General features: G+C 51.8%; 14 protein-coding genes. 6 read left to right on the plus strand and 8 right to left on the minus strand.

Translation table 11 applies throughout. The annotated features are described in order from the left end of the window. Positions 1-17 precede the first annotated feature (17 nt). From lpoB to UNDKW_RS24620, 5 genes are all read right to left on the minus strand, one after another. Positions 18-632 (minus strand): penicillin-binding protein activator LpoB, encoded by a 615-nt coding sequence (gene lpoB, locus UNDKW_RS24600; RefSeq protein WP_162060904.1) that lies wholly within the window; start codon positions 630-632, stop codon positions 18-20. Positions 633-684: 52 nt separating this feature from the next. After that, the gene (locus UNDKW_RS24605) at positions 685-1,086 is read right to left on the minus strand and encodes a YcfL family protein (RefSeq protein ID WP_162043465.1); all 402 of its coding nucleotides are present in this window, start codon (positions 1,084-1,086) and stop codon (positions 685-687) included. Positions 1,087-1,108: 22 nt separating this feature from the next. Further along, entirely contained in the window at positions 1,109-2,650 is a 1,542-nt protein-coding gene (locus UNDKW_RS24610; protein ID WP_162060905.1) for a COG3014 family protein, read from the minus strand. Between the two features lie 211 nt (positions 2,651-2,861). After that, entirely contained in the window at positions 2,862-3,839 is a 978-nt protein-coding gene (locus tag UNDKW_RS24615; protein WP_162060906.1) for a S9 family peptidase, read from the minus strand. Between the two features lie 48 nt (positions 3,840-3,887). Continuing rightward, the gene (locus UNDKW_RS24620) at positions 3,888-5,102 is read right to left on the minus strand and encodes a toxin-antitoxin system YwqK family antitoxin (RefSeq protein WP_162060907.1); all 1,215 of its coding nucleotides are present in this window, start codon (positions 5,100-5,102) and stop codon (positions 3,888-3,890) included. Between the two features lie 284 nt (positions 5,103-5,386). On the opposite strand from UNDKW_RS24620, the gene UNDKW_RS24625 reads away from it, so the two are divergent. The 3 genes from UNDKW_RS24625 to UNDKW_RS24635 all read left to right on the plus strand — a co-directional run bounded on the left by UNDKW_RS24625 (position 5,387) and on the right by UNDKW_RS24635 (position 10,151). After that, entirely contained in the window at positions 5,387-7,735 is a 2,349-nt protein-coding gene (locus tag UNDKW_RS24625) for a Tex family protein (RefSeq protein WP_162060908.1), read from the plus strand. 281 nt (positions 7,736-8,016) lie between these two features. Next, a complete protein-coding gene (gene adh / locus UNDKW_RS24630) occupies positions 8,017-9,537 on the plus strand; it encodes an aldehyde dehydrogenase (RefSeq protein WP_162060909.1) in 1,521 nt (506 codons plus the stop codon). 266 nt (positions 9,538-9,803) lie between these two features. Then, entirely contained in the window at positions 9,804-10,151 is a 348-nt protein-coding gene (locus UNDKW_RS24635; protein WP_232063453.1) for a DUF779 domain-containing protein, read from the plus strand. Here UNDKW_RS24635 and UNDKW_RS24640 read toward each other — a convergent pair whose 3' ends face one another. Continuing rightward, positions 10,152-11,999 carry a sigma-54-dependent Fis family transcriptional regulator gene (locus UNDKW_RS24640; protein ID WP_232063454.1) on the minus strand — a complete coding sequence of 616 codons (1,848 nt, stop codon included), beginning with the start codon at positions 11,997-11,999 and terminating at the stop codon, positions 10,152-10,154. A gap of 283 nt (positions 12,000-12,282) precedes the next feature. Between UNDKW_RS24640 and grxD the strand changes: the two genes are divergently transcribed. Both grxD and UNDKW_RS24650 read left to right on the plus strand, forming a co-directional pair. Beyond that, positions 12,283-12,594: a Grx4 family monothiol glutaredoxin gene (gene grxD / locus UNDKW_RS24645; RefSeq protein WP_162043472.1), complete on the plus strand. Its 312-nt coding sequence runs from the start codon at positions 12,283-12,285 to the stop codon at positions 12,592-12,594. A 7-nt stretch (positions 12,595-12,601) separates the two neighbouring features. After that, a complete protein-coding gene (locus UNDKW_RS24650) occupies positions 12,602-13,192 on the plus strand; it encodes a UbiX family flavin prenyltransferase (protein WP_162060911.1) in 591 nt (196 codons plus the stop codon). On the opposite strand, the gene UNDKW_RS24655 is transcribed toward UNDKW_RS24650, so the two are convergent. Beyond that, positions 13,189-14,034 (minus strand): hypothetical protein, encoded by an 846-nt coding sequence (locus UNDKW_RS24655; RefSeq protein ID WP_197893018.1) that lies wholly within the window; start codon positions 14,032-14,034, stop codon positions 13,189-13,191. The two genes, UNDKW_RS24650 and UNDKW_RS24655, sit on opposite strands and share 4 nt — an antisense overlap. Positions 14,035-14,197: 163 nt before the next feature. On the opposite strand from UNDKW_RS24655, the gene UNDKW_RS24660 reads away from it, so the two are divergent. After that, positions 14,198-16,282 carry an esterase-like activity of phytase family protein gene (locus tag UNDKW_RS24660; protein ID WP_370529053.1) on the plus strand — a complete coding sequence of 695 codons (2,085 nt, stop codon included), beginning with the start codon at positions 14,198-14,200 and terminating at the stop codon, positions 16,280-16,282. 55 nt (positions 16,283-16,337) lie between these two features. Here the strand turns inward: UNDKW_RS24660 and UNDKW_RS24665 are convergent, their stop codons facing one another. Then, positions 16,338-17,222, minus strand: coding sequence for a LysR family transcriptional regulator (locus tag UNDKW_RS24665; protein ID WP_162060912.1), 885 nt, complete (start codon positions 17,220-17,222; stop codon positions 16,338-16,340). Positions 17,223-17,255: the final 33 nt, after the last annotated feature.

Consider the following 17,255-nt stretch of genomic DNA (forward strand, 5'->3'; position numbering starts at 1 on the left):
CAGAGTAAAGCCTGAGATTAACGCTTGGAAGTTTTACGAATTTCTTTTTCGTCTTGCCATTCGATGGAGCCTTCTTCGACATCATACAATTTCAAAGTCATTTTGTAGAACACGTCTTTGGTATTGGCATTTTGCTTGACGATGGAAACGATCTCGCCTTCCAGGGAATATTTGGCAGCAGCCATATTGCCGATTTTTGCCTTGCCCTGGGCTTTATACAAACCGCTTTGATTTTGACGTTGCAACTCATCAACGCCTTGCTGCATTTCATCAGCGCTACGGGTGAATTTCACCTTGCGGCTTTTCACCAATGCAGTCTGAATACTGTTCATGATGGATTTGGTATCGATGTATTCGCTGGTCTTGTTGCGTACGCCAGCCAAAGTCATGGTCGGGCGATTTGCCAGTACCGGGTCTTCCAGCAGGGAACCGACCATTTTTTCTGCAATCATTTGCAGGTCAGTAGAACCAAACTCATTGGTGACCGTTTCTACCGCCTTGTTGTCGCCATAACTAACCTGGCGAGCCAGGCTGACTGTAGGCTGGGACAACCTGGTCTGGCAGGCAGACAGTGAGAGACCAAGCAAGACGACGAGCGCGCAGCTTTTGGACAGTGAGGAAATGCGTTTCATAAATACTCCGTAAAAATAATCTTGTTACTGTTCACTATTTCACTATAGGTGATTAGCGTGGTTCTGCGCTGAGCTCTATCCTGAAATCCGTCGCTTGCGGACCATAAGCCGTGCCTTTGACGAATTGGCTTTGCTGGCCCAGTATCATCAATGGTTTCCAGACTTCGCCATCACCTACCTGCATGCCTGCTGCATCAGTCCAGCGGAAGCGGTAATACACACGGACATCGCGGTTGGTCAGGTTGACCATCTCGGCCTGCACGACCATCACATCATTCTTGCGTTGTGAACGCAGGTCAGTCACCTGCACACCTTCTAGCGTGCCACGCACCATCAGTTTGGCAGCAATACCGGGCGAAGATGCATTCGGGATATCCTGGGCCATGACAGGGGTGACAAAGCAGGCAGCCAGCAAAGCCGTGCATGCCGCAAATTGTTTGGAAATCAGTTTCATATATCCTCTTCTATCCTATAAATCAGTTGGATTTGGTGCCGGTGGTGCTGACTGTACTGGTGTTGGCCGTTGCGGCATTGGCTTTCACTACAGGTTTTGCCTTGACTGCTTGCTTGCCCTTGACAGGTGGCTTAGGCGCTTCTGCCGCTTTGGTTTCTGGCTCGGCCTGCAATTGTGCCACAGGCGTCACGCTACCAAATTTTGCCAGGTCACCCAGGTAAGTCTTGTCCTGGTAAACGCGCACAGGAACCACCATGTAGCGGCCATCAACCGTGATCTTGCTTGATTCTCCACGGTTACCAAAATTCAAATCATAATCGCCGGGAGGCAAAAATGCACGGGCGACAAACACGCGGTCTGGCAAACTGCGCCACATGCGGTCATCTGCCGGGCTCTCAGTCGCAGCAACTGCCAGATTGGCTGCCAGGCCAGCGAGTGCACCAAAGTTTTTATTTACCTGGTCCTGCACCAGACCCTTGGTAATGGCGCGCACCGCAGCACGCGTATAAATACCTGGCAATTCATCTTTCAAAGCCTTACGTGCCATGACGTTGAAGTCGGTGACCAGCGCGGTAGGCAGCATTTGATTACCAACACGGATACTGTTGATGACAGGTGCATTCGGGTCAGGGTAAATCACCGGGAAAGCAAACGAGATCGTCACCAGGCCACGGCCAGTGGGTATTGGGAAGGCGATTTTCTTGGATTGGCGAGCAGGTGAATTACCAGCCTCAATGATGAACAGTACATCCGTCACGCCTTTCTTGCGGCGGAAGCTGGTGCGCTGATCCAGTCCTTTCAGGCCATCTTCGAGCACTGGCAGATCGGGGCGCAATTCTATCGCCTTGCGGTAACCAGGAGCAGCCAGGCCAGGCTCATTCAGGGCTTCATAAACAAAACCTGCGAGATAGTGGCTGAGGGCATTCTGATAACCGTTTTTCAGTTTCAGCACTTCAGGGTCGTTCAGGGTTTCTACCGGATAGCCATTGAGTTCCTTGCCGGTGGAACTGACGCCTTTGTCCTTGGCTTCTTTCTCTGCTTCGGCTGTTTCTTTAGCGCGGAACTCTGCAATAACGGCTTCACGCTCATGCGTGCGTTTGATATCAACGCGGGCAGTATCGAGGTCACCCAGGTTCAGCCTGTCCATGGCCATGCGCGTGGTCAGCATGACTTTTTCATAGTCCTGGCCTTCATAGTCGCGGCTGGCATCACCCATGATAGTGGCGCCAATCTGGCCCATGAGTTTTTGAGGTGAGGATTTGGCAGTTTCTTCCCAGATTTTTACTTTGGCATCGGCCACGTCAAAAGCGTCCAGGCTGTCCTTATAGCGTTTACCTACGCGCAACAATTCACCCTTTTCCAGATTCAACAGCAAGTCGGTTTTGTTATTGCCTTGCGTTTGCGCTTCTACCTGCCTGATTGCTTCATCAATCTGGCCAGATTTTGCAACGGAAAGTGAGGCAGCAACTTTACTGTCATGCGTAGGCGTAGTCACGCAACCAGTCAGCACAAGTGCGGCAACAACAGGTGTCAGGGTAAAGGCTTTTAGGCGCATAGTTATCATTATTGATGAGCTTGTGTAAGAAGAAATGCAAAACGCACGCATGGAAATACCCACGCGTACGCATAACCACCAAGTATAGTAAGGCTTTGTTTTTTTGTCATGCCGTTTACTGCTACAAACCCAAAGTTCTTGTAACCAGTTGTAATGAAATGAAGGAAAATGAATACTGTTTCGATATGAATTGCTGAAGACCAAGAAAACTACAGCAAGACTAATGTTCAAGTAGCCACAAATCCATCTGATGCATGAAGTCAGGTAAATAGTTTTTGTCTTTCGTAGCAAGGCTGTGTCCAGCATCGGGGAAACGTCGTATGTCTATGGTTTTTCCTGCGGCCTGAAAACCTTGCTGCAACTGCGCAAACGCATTGACTGGAATTACCGGGTCAGCGTCTCCTGCCGCCAGCAATATGGGCATGTCCAGCGCCAGCAAATTGGCAGTTTGTGGAATGGCAGCAATCTCTGACCAGTAACGCCAGCTGCGGCCATGTATTTGAACAGTATCGGGATCGGCTGGCGTAACACTTAAGCCAGTCTGTAATTGCTGCCAGGCAGGCAGCATTGCAGGATTTTGTTTCGCCAGAGCGGCATACACATCCAGCGCATTCATACCAGCATGCGACAATAAAACCAGATGCGTTGCCCGCAGTTGCTGCGCCAGTATGGGTGCCAGTTCTGCCCCTTCGGAGATACCCATGATGATCAGGCGTTGCGGCATATTTCCTTGCGCTTGCAGGCCCGCCATTTGCGCACGTATGAATTCCAGTTGATCCGCCTGCCAGCGGGATGGATGATCAGCAAGCTTGTAGGCAGCACCGCAAGAGACTCCATTCGAACCTGGCAAAATATGGCGCTTGTGCATGATGAAAATCCGCGTACGGCCACTCTCGCCTTCGAGGCCAGAAAAATACTGCGGCAGAAACGGCCCCATGCTGACACAGTCTGAACCAGAGATCACAAAGATCACATTGCGCAAAGGCGCATCCATGTCCTGTTGCTGCCAAGGCTTTCTGTTCATGTCAAAATAAATCGCCTTGCCACCGTCTCGGAACTGGAATTGATGGACATTGACTGCTAGCTGTTCACGCCGCAAATCAGCCACGTTACAAGCAGACAACAGACAACCTAGCATCATGGCTGCCAGTCTCATGAATAGCCCGGGCATATCAGAAACCGCGAGCCTGTACTTCATGATGGATTCCAGCATCGCGGGGGACGCATGCCCAGTAGTGCAATCGCATTATTTTGAAAACGCCTTGCGCGACCCATCTTCATAGACCTGGTCATCTGCAAGCAATTTACCGCTGTCATCCCAGCTACGCTCGCGCTGTATGCGGCCACGCTCATCGTAATGAGATTCCCGCACCAGCGTGCCGTTTTGTGCAAAGCTCTGGTGCACACCAATCGGACGTTCGCGGTAGCGGCCTTCGTAAACATAGCGCTCAAGACTGGATAGTTTGCCATTATCAAAATAGTTGCGCACTTCCTTGACGTCGTCCTTGCCTTCGACGGTGTATTTTTCACTGCGTTTGGGCTGTCCATTCAGATAAAAACTGTTGTCGGCAATCAGGCGGTTCTGGCGACGTCCCTCTTTTTCAGTCAGTGCATACAGTTGTTCGCGCACTTTTGATCCACTCTCGTGATATTCAATTTCACGCTCTATGGTTGCCGGTTTTTCCGTCACATTCCAGGCGGTTTCCTTGCGCAAAACGCCTTTGTCGGAATAGACCTTGCGCGTCTTCTGTTTTGGTCCGAGCTCATCGACCGTATCAGGCTTGCCATTGTCGTGGAAGTAGGTGCTCTGCTGGCTCACGCCTGACAGAAAGTTGATCTGGCTCTTGAGCTTGCCGCTGTCTGAGAACAATTGCACCACTGAAGTCTTGGCCTGGAAACCGCACAATGCTGCATCGTTGACATGTGGTGCCAGCAGGGGTTTGTCGCCACATTCGAGTTCACTCAGTTGCTTGTCTTGCGTATATTTGACAGAGGCTTTGTCACGCGGCCCCTCACCTATGAATGCCACGCGCCGCAATACACCATTCGGATACCAGGCACGCAAGAGACCACGGGTGCTTCCATTGACATTGTTTTCTTCCAGGATCACCTGTCCATTCGGTGCAAACTCCCGCAATTTGCCGTCGGTATTGCCTTTTTCATTGACGCTGTATTCCTTGAACAGCAAGCCATCCTTGTAATAGCGCACCAGCCCGACATAGACACCGGCGCGCAATTCCTGCTCGCGCACCAGCTTGCCGCTATCCCTATCCTTGCACTTCATCATGCCGGTCTTGCCTGCCGTGGTATAGCCATTCGCCGGATTGACTGATTCCTTGTTCAGCTCGCAATCCTCGACTGCAAATACAGCTGAAGCTGGTGCAATCAACATCGCGGCAACGATGACCTGGAAAACAGATGGATATAAATTCCGGCTCGAATGAAAGAAAGTGGTGTCCATAATTTCTTGAGATAAGTGGCAAAATAAGCAGTAATAAAGCCAACTTTACACTAGTAAAACTAAATCCTGTAAAACTTGGTAAGTGAAACTCAAAATGAAAAGACTGCGATAAGTAATTGATAAACAACCTGTTTATCGCTGCCCGACATCTCTTTTTAACATGCAATTCAGGCAACTTTGAAGTTCTAACCCTAGTCTCTTCTGCTGTCAAGACTGGCGCAAAGTCACAAATTGCGTATCATCTGCGCCTTGATTGCTTTTTTTTATGTCTGGATTCTGGATTTATGTTGCCTTCGATTGAACAAAGACTCGCCGTAGAGCTGGCTGCCAAGCCGGTTCAGGTTGCCGCTGCTGTTGCCTTGCTGGACGAAGGTGCTACCGTCCCGTTTATCGCCCGTTACCGTAAAGAAGTGACTGGTGGCCTGGATGATATACAGCTGCGCCTGCTGGAAGAGCGCCTGCGTTACCTGCGCGAGCTGGAAGACCGCCGTACCGCCATCATCGCCTCGATAGAAGAACAGGGCAAGATGACGCCGGTATTGCTGGATGCCATCACCCATGCCGAAGACAAGACCCGCCTCGAAGATTTGTACCTGCCGTACAAACCCAAGCGCCGCACCAAGGCGCAGATCGCCGTTGAAGCTGGTTTGCTGCCACTGGCCGATGCCTTGCTGGCCGACCCCATGCTCAACCCGGATACCGAAGCCGCGAATTACCTGAAGCCAGCTTTTACCACTGACAATGGCGACAACCCAGGTGTGCCGGACGCCAAAGCGGCTCTTGATGGCGCACGCCAGATTTTGATGGAACGCTTTGCTGAAGATGCGACCCTGTTGCAAGCCCTGCGTGAATACCTGAATGACCACGGCATTGTGGAATCCAAGGTCGTTGCTGGCAAAGAAGAAGCCGGTGAAAAATTCGCCGATTACTTCGATTATTCAGAAACCCTGGGCACTATCCCTTCCCATCGCGCCCTGGCCCTGTTCCGTGGCCGCCGCGAAGAAATGCTGACCGTGACTCTGCGGCTGGATAGCGAAGAAGAAAAACCAAAATGGGATGCACCGCTGAACCCATGCGAAAGCCGCATCGCTGCCCGCTTTGGTGTCAGCCAGAAAGACCGCCCTGCCGACAAATGGCTGGTCGATACCGTACGCTGGGCCTGGCGCGTCAAGGTCTTCATGCATCTCGATACTGAGCTGATGGGCAAGTTGCGTGAAACCGCAGAAATTGAAGCCATCAACGTATTCGCCCGCAACCTCAAAGCCCTGCTGCTGGCAGCACCTGCCGGCCCACGCGCCACCATGGGTCTCGATCCTGGCCTGCGTACTGGCGTCAAAGTGGCGATCGTGGATGCCACTGGTAAAGTGGTTGAGCATGCGACGATTTACCCGCATCAGCCGCGCAATGACTGGGATGGCTCGCTGCATGTATTGGCGCAACTGGCGGCCAAGCATAATGTGTCGCTGATCTCCATCGGCAATGGCACGGCATCGCGTGAAACCGACAAACTGGCGGGCGATTTGATCAAGCTCAAGCCTGAACTCAAACTGACCAAGATCGTGGTCTCTGAAGCCGGTGCATCGGTGTATTCCGCTTCTGAATTTGCGTCCAAGGAATTGCCTGATCTGGATGTGTCGATTCGTGGTGCAGTATCGATTGCACGCCGACTGCAAGACCCATTGGCGGAACTGGTGAAGATCGATCCCAAATCCATAGGTGTAGGCCAGTACCAGCATGATGTCAGCCAGTCGCAACTGGCGCGTTCACTCGATGCCGTCGTTGAAGATTGCGTGAATGCGGTTGGTGTCGATGTGAATACGGCTTCTGCCCCTTTGCTGGCGCGTGTGTCTGGCCTGTCATCGAGCGTGGCGGAAAGCATCGTCAATTTCCGCGATGCCAAGGGCATGTTTAACTCACGTTCAGACTTGCGTGCAGTACCGCGCCTGGGCGACAAGACTTTCGAGCAGGCAGCCGGTTTCTTGCGCATCATGAATGGCAGCAACCCGCTTGATGCATCTGCAGTCCACCCTGAATCTTATCCACTGGTAGAAAAAATCCTCGCTGATATCAAGAAGGATGTGAAGGGCGTCATTGGCGATGCTGGCTTGCTGAAATCTTTGAATCCAGCTAAATACGCCGATGAAAAATTTGGTGTGCCGACCATCACCGACATCATCCGCGAGCTGGAAAAACCAGGCCGTGACCCGCGTCCTGAATTCACGACTGCCACCTTCAAGGATGGCGTAGAAGAAATCAAGGATTTGCGCCCTGACATGATTTTGGAAGGCGTAGTCACCAACGTTGCCGCCTTTGGTGCTTTCGTTGATATTGGTGTGCATCAGGATGGTCTGGTACATATCTCTGCCTTGTCCAACACCTTCGTCAAAGACCCGCATACAGTCGTCAAGGCTGGCCAGGTCGTCAAGGTGAAAGTGCTGGAAGTCGATGTCAAACGCCAGCGCATCGCCCTGACCATGCGTCTGAGCGATGCAGCACCTGTCGCTGGCAGCAAGCCTGAACAACGTGGCGACCGTAACGACGCCAAGCGCCTCAATCAACACCGCTCGCAAGCCCAGGCACCGGCACCCGCTGGCAACGCGATGGCTGCGGCGTTTGCGAAATTGCGTGGGTAAGTAATAAGTAAGAAATAAACGAGTTGATCAGACTGTCCCAAATTGTGACAGTCTGATCTGCGTTGCGAAATAATGTGACACTTTGATTTGTCATTACTCTCTCCTCCGCAAATCCGTCATTAGCATCGGCAGTCATTCTCCCTCTGCACCTTCTCCCTCGCTAATCTGTACCTGCTGTATTTTCCGCAAGGAAAATATTTTAGCCATGGCACGCCGTTTGCGTTGTTATCCCCGTGTCGCAGCTTATGCACACCATCTAATAAACAACGGAGACCACCATCATGAACATGGCAGACATCAGCAAACTCGGTATCAGCAACCCTTTCGCCAAACGCTACGATAATTTCATAGGCGGCAAATTTGTGGCCCCGGTCAAGGGTGAATATTTCGAGAATATCAGCCCCGTCATCGGCCAGGCTTTTTGCGAAGTCGCGCGTTCAACCGCAGAAGACGTGGAACTGGCACTCGATGCTGCCCATGCCGCCAAGAAGGCATGGGGCAAGACCTCGCTTGCTGAGCGCTCGAACATCCTGAATAGAATTGCAGACCGCATGGAAGCCAACCTCAGCCTGCTGGCAACGGCAGAGACCATAGACAATGGCAAACCCATACGCGAAACCATGGCGGCAGATATTCCTCTGGCGATCGATCACTTCCGCTATTTCGCCGGCTGCATACGGGCGCAGGAAGGCACTGTCGCGCAAATCGATGACCAAACTTATGCCTATCATTTCCATGAACCGCTGGGTGTCGTCGGCCAGATCATTCCATGGAATTTCCCTATACTGATGGCGGTGTGGAAGATGGCTCCAGCACTGGCAGCTGGCAATTGCATAGTCCTCAAACCGGCAGAGCAAACACCAGCATCCATCATGGTGTTGATTGATTTGATCAAGGATTTATTGCCGCCTGGCGTCTTGAATATCGTGAATGGCTTTGGCCTGGAAGCTGGCAAGCCACTGGCTACCAGCAAGCGCATTGCCAAGATTGCCTTCACTGGTGAAACCGGCACTGGTCGCCTGATCATGCAGTATGCATCGCAAAACATCATCCCTGTCACGCTGGAACTTGGTGGAAAATCACCGAATATTTTCTTCGCCGACGTCCTGGATCAGGACGATGCCTTTTTCGACAAATGCCTGGAAGGTTTTGCCATGTTCGCGCTGAACCAGGGCGAAGTTTGCACCTGTCCATCACGCGTGCTGATACAGGAATCTATCTATGACCAGTTCATGGCCAGGGCCATCAAGCGCGTGGCGGCCATCAAGCAGGGTAACCCTCTCGACAGCACCACCATGATAGGTGCGCAGGCTTCACAGGAACAACTGGAAAAGATTTTGTCCTATCTGGACATAGGCAAACAGGAAGGCGCACAACTCTTGCTGGGTGGCGAAAGGAATATGCTGGATGGTGACCTGGCCAAGGGTTATTACGTGAAGCCGACTATCTTCCAGGGTCACAACAAGATGCGCATCTTCCAGGAAGAAATCTTTGGCCCTGTCGTATCGGTCACTACCTTCAAGGATGAAGAAGAGGCGATATCAATTGCCAACGACACCTTGTACGGTCTGGGTTCTGGCCTGTGGACACGCGACGGCTCCCGCGCCTTCCGCGTGGGCCGCGCCATCGAAGCTGGCCGAGTCTGGACCAATTGCTACCACCTGTATCCTGCACATGCAGCATTTGGTGGTTATAAACAATCAGGAATAGGACGTGAAAACCACAAGATGATGCTGGATCACTATCAACAGACTAAAAACCTGCTGGTGAGCTATAACCCGAATGCGATGGGGTTCTTTTGATTGACATTTAAGACCTCTCAACACAGAGGCACAGAGGCACAGAGACACAGAGAAAGGCAAGAGAAAACCTGGAATGATGATTTTTAGATTTGTCTCTGTGTCTCTACTTTTATAGAGACACAGAGTTAGAATACAAGAAGTTTTTTGGCCTTCTCTTGCTCTTCTCTGTGTCTCTGTGCCTCTGTGTTGAGCTTTTTGGTCTTTACGTAAAACAACCGAAAAAAAATGACCACTACCCCGCCCGCGTTACCGCTACACCCACAGCGCTGGAATTTATCAGTGCGCTGCAAACCAAATACGGCCCATTATTATTTTTCCAGTCCGGCGGTTGCTGTGATGGCAGTTCACCGCTTTGTTACGCCAGGAATGAATATGGCATAGGCGATGCTGATGTGTATCTGGGTGATCTGGATGGCACACCGTTTTATATGGGAAGTGATCAGTTTGAATACTGGCGGCACACACAATTGATCATTGATGTGGTAGCAGGCATGGGTGGCATGTTTTCACTCGACAATGGCACGGGCAAACGCTTTTTGACACGTTCACGCCTGTTCACGGATGAAGAAAATGATTTACTGGGTACTGCAGTTTTGCACGGCCCGCAGGCTTGATCAGTCACTCTTCAAAGCGGCCAGCTTGCGGTAAATTGTATTGCGCGACACCCCCAAGGCCTTGGCCGCAGCAGTGACATTGCCCTGATGCTGTTGCAGGGTCTGTTGTATGGCATCCATTTCCAGCGCGTCCAAACTGGCGGGTGTTTGACTCAAAGCCATGGCTGCGGGTTTCAGTACCACATCCATATCTTCCAGAAAATCCTCGGGCAAATGTTCGAGACGGATTTCCATATCGGCGTCCGTCATGACGATGGCGGTGCGCAGGAGATTCGTCAACTGGCGGAAGTTGCCTGGCCAGCCATGGGCATGAAATAACTGCATGACTGCAGGCGCTATCCTGTATTGCCTTCCTTCGCTTTCTGTCGCCAGGACTTTGGCTATCACGACATCAAGGTCTGTGCGTTCACGCAAGGGTGGTAAGCGCACTACCAGACCATTCAAACGGTAATACAGGTCATCACGGAATTCGCCTTTGCCTATCATCTCGCGCAGGTTGCGGTTGGTGGCGCAGATCAGGGCGAGGTTGACGGGGATGGATTTGCTGCTGCCGAGAGGTGTCACCATGCGTTCCTGCAAGACCCGCAGCAAGCGGGCTTGCAGATTCAGGGGCATGTCACCGATTTCATCGAGAAATAGCGTGCCACCATTGGCCTGCAAGATCTTGCCGACATTGCCTTTCTTGCGTGCACCAGTGAAAGCGCCATCTTCATAGCCGAACAGTTCTGATTCAATCAGGGTTTCTGGTATCGATGCACAATTCACGGCAACAAAGGGGCCGGATTTACGCGGTGAATCATTATGCACAGCCTGGGCCAGTAATTCCTTGCCAGTGCCAGTCTCACCCGTTACCAGTATCGAGATATCACGCCCTATGACACGCTTGAGTTTATCGATGGCACGGGCAAGTTGCTCATCACCGGTATCCAGATAATGCAGGCTCGATAGCTTGGATTTGACTTCTACCGACTGCGGTTCACGTGCATTGTCCAGCACATGCCTGGCAGCGGCTGAAGGACGCTTGAGGCTCTGGCTTTTGGCATACACACGCACACCATTGTGCAGGCACAGCGTCAGCAAACCCGGTGTCGCGGTACGGTAGTGTTCATGCAAAGCTGATACAGGCAAACCAAACAGGGAACTGAAAGTGTGCGTTTGCAAAGCAGATAGTGGCAAACCCAGCTGGAACAATCCACTGCGGCTGGCCGATAAAAAACGGCCATCATTGTCAAAGCAGGCGATGCCCTCCATCAGGGTACCCAAAAATTCCGGGCGGCTATGAAAACTGAGTTTGATGGCATCCTGAAAAGAAGAGGCAAACAACTGGTTTTCTATCATCTGCGCCGACATGCGCACCAGGGCCATGGTGTGCTTGTGGAAATTATGCTGGTCTCCCGTCACATCCAGCACACCGATGACATTGCCCATGACATCAAAGATAGGTGCAGCAGAGCAAGTCAGAAAATTGTTGGCTTCGAGATAATGCTGGTCGGCATGGACGATGGTGGGTGTTTTTTCGGCAATGGCCGTGCCTATGGCATTGGTGCCTTTGCTACGCTCAGACCAGGCGACACCGGGGCTGAGGGCCACCCTGTCCGCTTTTTCCAGAAAATCAGCATCGCCAAGAGTATGTATGATGAGCCCATTCACATCGGTCAGGATGACCATATTGTGCGTGTTAATTATTTGCTCATACAAGTTTTCCATGACGGGCAAGGCATGCTGGTGCAAGACCCGGTTTTGTTCCAGCAGGGTCTTGATATCTGTCTTGCCCAGCGGGCCATAGTCTGGCGCAGCCGTGCGCGGCAAGCCATAGGCGGCTGAGCGTTCATGTGCCTGTTCTATCATCATGCGGGCAGATGATGCAGGACTTATGCCAGGGCCAGGCTTTATTTGCCCGGAGGAAATTCCAGTGTCACGCATTTGCATACGGGTCTCCAGCAACTGGCCGATTTTTTCGGCTCTAGGTAGGATATTAAGCACTTAATGTAACACTATTAGCCCATGGTGCCTGAAACTGCAAATTGATTTACATTAACTTTCCTGCACCCGGATACGCTGCTGCGGCACTGCGTGAGGCTTTCTACTATAATGCAGGTATTCGTAATTCAAGTATTCAAGAAAGATAGCCATGAGCGACGTACAAAGCTGGATCAAAGAAACTGTTACTGCAAACCCTGTAGTGTTATTCATGAAGGGTACGGCCCAATTCCCGCAATGTGGCTTTTCTGGCCGTGCGATTCAATTGCTGAAAGCCTGTGGCGTGCAAAACATGGTCACCGTGAATGTGCTGGAAGACCCGGAAGTGCGCCAGGGCATCAAGGACTTTTCCAACTGGCCTACCGTACCGCAGTTGTATGTCAAAGGCGAATTCATTGGTGGCTCTGACATCATGAATGAAATGTTTGACAGCGGCGAATTGCAGACTTTGCTGAAAGACTAAGCAAGGCATGACTGACGCCGCAGCCCCCAAGCGCCTGATTGTTGCCATTACCGGTGCAACGGGTGCAATCTATGGTGTGCGACTGTTGCAAGTATTACGCAATATTTCTGGCGTAGAAAGTCATTTGCTGATTTCAGAAGCAGGTGTACTGAACCTGCACCAGGAAATGGATTTGAAACGCAAGGATGTAGAAGCCCTGGCCGATGTTGTCCACAATGTGCGCGATGTCGGTGCCAGCATTGCCAGCGGTTCGTTTTTGTCAGACGGCATGATCATCGCGCCCTGCTCGATGAAGACCCTGGCAGCCGTGGCACATGGGCTGTCAGACAATCTCATCACCCGCGCCGCCGATGTAGTCTTGAAAGAGCGTCGCCGTCTGGTTATGATGGTGCGCGAAACACCTTTCAATCTGGCGCACTTGCGCAATATGACAGCCGTGACAGAAATGGGCGGCATCATCTTCCCGCCCCTGCCCGGTTTTTACCACCGCCCGCAAAGCATAGAAGAGATGGTCGATCACACGTTGGGTCGCGTACTCGATATGTTTGCCTTGCCGCATGAATTAACGCCACGCTGGCAAGGCCTCAAAGAATCTTAATAGCGATCCATAATCAATTGGGTCTTCAGAGAATCCTCAGCGACAAACCAGCCACGCGAAATCAGATAAGCCTGCAATTCATCATGCTTGGCAGATGCTGTTGCTTCGCTCGTGGTCTTGAAAGAAGCTTCAACGATATAGTCAGTACCTGTGCCAGCCTGGTTCAGGATAGGCCAGACTTCGATGTACAGCTTCAGGCCACTCCAAGTACCAACTGAGCGCTTGGCCAGTATCGGGCCATACTTGCGCGAACTGTCGAGCATGGATTTGCCCCAGCCGCTATACAGCCAGTTATCCATCTTGCCGGGGATGTTCTTTTTGAGCAGGCTGCGGGAGTCGCTGGCAGACGGCAAGTCCATGCCACTGTAACCCGATTTGCTGTCTGTCTTGCTGTTGGAAATACTCAGGGTTTTCTTTTGATAGCCCCATTCAACCTGGGCTTCGTAATTCTTTTCAGTGGAATCAAAACCTTCAGCATTGGCTTTGTACAGGGCCTCGGTGATATTGCCATTGTCGATGGCATAGCGCTTCTTGTAGGTCAGCTCGAAATCACTTTCACCTTCTGTCTTGCGTATCCGCGCTATCCAGGTATTGCCATAGATATCTTTGGCATTCGTATCCATGAACAGCACATTCATCTTGGTCACGGACGTTGGCATATTGAAGGTGCTGAGTACCGTACTTTTGAGTTTGTGATCTGCATCGAGAACCACGTTCGGGTTCATGAGCAATTTGACTTCATAGTCGGGCACCATATTGCTGGCGGCAATTGCCTGGCCTAGTGGCAGCAACAATGTCAAAGCCATACCAGATATTGCGCGACGTATCGTAGATTTCATCATGATGTGCACTCCATGGATTTTGGTGAGCACACTATAAAAGCCAATTGTGACCTTCGCATTACGACAGGCATTATCGATAGTGTCATTGCTGCGTCATATGCCGGTAGTAAATTCGCGGGCAAGAATTTTCACGCAAATTTATCTATTCAAGAGGTCCTGTCAAATGATGCAAAGTAACAAGAACCTGATACTCAGTAGCCTGGCTGCTGCCATGCTGCTGAGCGCCTGCGGTGGCAGCAGCAATAATACTGTCGTCACCACACCTGCCACGCCTACACCAGTCAATGGCATATTCCTGGATGCCGCAGTGGATGGCCTTGAATATTCTATTGCTGGCGGCACCAAGCAAAACACATCTGCCACTGGCGGTTTTAGCTGCAATGTGGGCGATACTGTTGCATTTTCTGTGGGTGGCATAGGTATCGGCTCTGCTCCTTGCGCTACGACCATTACGCCATTGACGCTGGCTAATTCCAGCAACGTCAAGGACGACAGCGTAGTCAACCGCCTGCTATTCCTGCAATTGCTGGATGAAGACAATGATGTTGCTACAGGTATCAAAATACCTGCTACAGTGAAGGCTGCGCTCGCTGGTCAGACGCTGGATTTCAATGCCAATGCAGCCAACTTCAACACGGCACTGACGGCAACTCTGGCCAAGCTGCCAGCGAATTACCAGAAGCTCACCGTGGATGCAGACCGCCGCACCCTGGTACGCGAACATTTTGAAGACACCATGGCGTCAAAGCTGGGCACACCTGTCGTTGATACTGTGACGCAAACCAATGCCCTGGGCACGGTCAGCGCTGCCATCACGCGTTATCAGGTGCAGGCTGCGGATAATTTCTTCGTGCCATATGAAGGTACAAATGCGGCAGTCAAGGCAGAATTCCCGAAAGGCTTCTTGCCATCCTATGGTTCTGGTCTGACATTCAAGGGCAAGGCCGCTGATGGCTCGCTGGAATTTTATGGCATCACCGACCGTGGTCCTAACGGCGATGGCCCTAAAGTACCTAACTCTGTCGTGACCCCTGGCGCTACCGGCACGAGTGATGCCAAATTCTTCCCATCCCCCAGCTTCACGCCTTCATTTGGCCTGATCAGCATAGGCAAGGATGGCGCTGTGCTGAAATCAAGCACGCCGATCAAGTTCAGTCCCACTATCAATGCATCGGGCCTGTCTATCGCGGCAGGTAAGGTCGGTTCTTCTGCCGAAGTGCCTTTGAATGATGCCGCCAAATTTGATGCCAGCAGCAAGACAAGCTTTAGCGACTATGGTTTGGATACTGAATCCATCGTCTATGATGCAGCACGCGGTGTAGTCTGGGTGTCTGATGAATACGGCCCATTCATTTTGAAGATTGATGTTGCCACCGGCATCATCCTGAAAAAATACCAGCCAGGTACAGGCGCAGCCGACCTGCCTGCTGTCTTGCTGAAACGCCGTGCCAACCGCGGCATGGAAGGCCTGTCACTGGAAGTCGCCACCGGCAAATTGAATGGTTTTGTGCAAAGCCCACTCGATGATGGCAAGGCCAATTACATCGTGCCCGGTGCAACTGCAGCGACCAACGAAAGCATCAAGGATTACGCGAAGTTCAACCGCTGGGTAGAGTTCGACCCAACCACAGAAAAGACCAAGCTGTACGCCTACCCTATCGACAGCACGCAATACACGGCAGGCAAAACCGGCAATGCCAAACTGGGTGATATGGTGTCATTGGGTAATGGCAAATTCATCGTCATAGAACAAGGTACAGGCCCGGACGGCAAGGCCTTCAACAAGCTGATGCTGGTACAAGTACCGAGCAATGCGACTGATATTGCCAACATGAGCACAGACCTGGAAAAAAGCAGCATGACAGGTGCAGCAGTCAATGGTGTCAATTATGCCGATGTGGTCTTGCTCAAGAAAACCCAGTTGTTTGACCTGAACAATGCTGGCTGGCTGGCAGAAAAAGCCGAAGGTCTGGCCCTGGTCGATGAAAACACCCTGGCGCTGACGAATGATGATGACTTTGGCATGAAGACTGTCATCGTCGATCCTAGCGGTGCTATCGTGGTTGGTGCCGACGTCACCAAGTGTACGGTTGATGCCAATGGCGCCCTGACGACTACTGCCGGTGTACTGGGCTGTACCGCAGGCAATACCATGCGCGTAGCCCGTGGTGCAGATACTGAACGCCCTAACCGCATCTGGCTGTTCAAGTTCAGCAAAAAACTGGCTGACTTCAATATCCCTTCCTGATATTGTCTTACCGATAGAAAGCCGCTGTGAGTGATCAAGCTCACAGCGGCTTTTTTCAATTCAAGACCATCTCTTGCGACAGGTAGGAATACACCGCCGACACCCGGCGCAAATGCCTGGCCTCGGCATGCGTGAGCAGCCATAGCTCAGTCTGGCATTCATCCAGCACATCACTCAGTTGCACTACATCCTTGCGCCCATGGGCGAGGAATAGTGGCAAGATACCCAGCCCCAAGCCCTGTCCCACCAGCTCTGCCACGGTGAGTATGCTATTGACCTTGTAGGTCGCCTGCAGCTTTGGGAATTGCTTCTTGCGCCACACGACAGACGGATGTTCTGGCAAGGCATCGTCAGGGGCTATCCAGTGATGTCGCTGGGCGACGTCAGCATCAAAGTGCTTTATCTTGCTGCTCTTGCCTGCATACAAAGCCACCCGTATAGGCCCTAGGTGCTTGCCTATCAAATGCTGCGGTGGCCGCTTGCTTGCCCGTATGGCAATATCGGCATCGCGCCTGGTCAGGCTGGCCAGTTCATTGCCTGCATGCAGATCAAGACTCAAGAGGGGATGCAGCAGTTGCAAAGGCTTCAAGACAGGTGCCAGCAAGCCATGCAATATGGTATCTGTCGTTGTGATGCGCACGGCTCCTGCGACCTGATCTGGCTGCATTTGCATGGCGGAACGGGCAGCTTCGAGCTGCGCTTCCATTTGCTCTGCATGCACTGCCAGTTCCTGCGCCAGCTCATTGGCCTGATAACCTGTGCGCGAGCGTTCAAACAGGCGTTGCCCCAGGCCTTTTTCCAGCTTCTTTATACTGCGAAATACGGTGGATGCATCCAGTGCCAGCCGTTCTCCCGCCTCAGCCAGCTTGCCGGTACGCACCAGCGCCAGCACCACTTCAAGGTCAACAGCATTTAGCTTGTATTGCGTTTTTGCATTCATAGTTTGCTCTACCGCCTATTTTCATTGCAAATG

It is taken from the genome of Undibacterium sp. KW1 (genome assembly GCF_009937955.1).
Taxonomy (GTDB): domain Bacteria; phylum Pseudomonadota; class Gammaproteobacteria; order Burkholderiales; family Burkholderiaceae_D; genus Undibacterium.

Coding starts and splice junctions, on each gene's coding strand:
- lpoB (WP_162060904.1), bottom strand. CDS start 632: ATGAAACGCATTTCCTCACTGTCCAAAAGCTGCGCGCTCGTCGTCTTG.
- UNDKW_RS24605 (WP_162043465.1), bottom strand. CDS start 1,086: ATGAAACTGATTTCCAAACAATTTGCGGCATGCACGGCTTTGCTGGCT.
- UNDKW_RS24610 (WP_162060905.1), bottom strand. CDS start 2,650: ATGATAACTATGCGCCTAAAAGCCTTTACCCTGACACCTGTTGTTGCC.
- UNDKW_RS24615 (WP_162060906.1), bottom strand. CDS start 3,839: ATGAAGTACAGGCTCGCGGTTTCTGATATGCCCGGGCTATTCATGAGA.
- UNDKW_RS24620 (WP_162060907.1), bottom strand. CDS start 5,102: ATGGACACCACTTTCTTTCATTCGAGCCGGAATTTATATCCATCTGTT.
- UNDKW_RS24625 (WP_162060908.1), top strand. CDS start 5,387: ATGTTGCCTTCGATTGAACAAAGACTCGCCGTAGAGCTGGCTGCCAAG.
- adh (WP_162060909.1), top strand. CDS start 8,017: ATGAACATGGCAGACATCAGCAAACTCGGTATCAGCAACCCTTTCGCC.
- UNDKW_RS24640 (WP_232063454.1), bottom strand. CDS start 11,999: ATGATAGAACAGGCACATGAACGCTCAGCCGCCTATGGCTTGCCGCGC.
- grxD (WP_162043472.1), top strand. CDS start 12,283: ATGAGCGACGTACAAAGCTGGATCAAAGAAACTGTTACTGCAAACCCT.
- UNDKW_RS24650 (WP_162060911.1), top strand. CDS start 12,602: ATGACTGACGCCGCAGCCCCCAAGCGCCTGATTGTTGCCATTACCGGT.
- UNDKW_RS24655 (WP_197893018.1), bottom strand. CDS start 14,034: ATGATGAAATCTACGATACGTCGCGCAATATCTGGTATGGCTTTGACA.
- UNDKW_RS24660 (WP_370529053.1), top strand. CDS start 14,198: ATGATGCAAAGTAACAAGAACCTGATACTCAGTAGCCTGGCTGCTGCC.
- UNDKW_RS24665 (WP_162060912.1), bottom strand. CDS start 17,222: ATGAATGCAAAAACGCAATACAAGCTAAATGCTGTTGACCTTGAAGTG.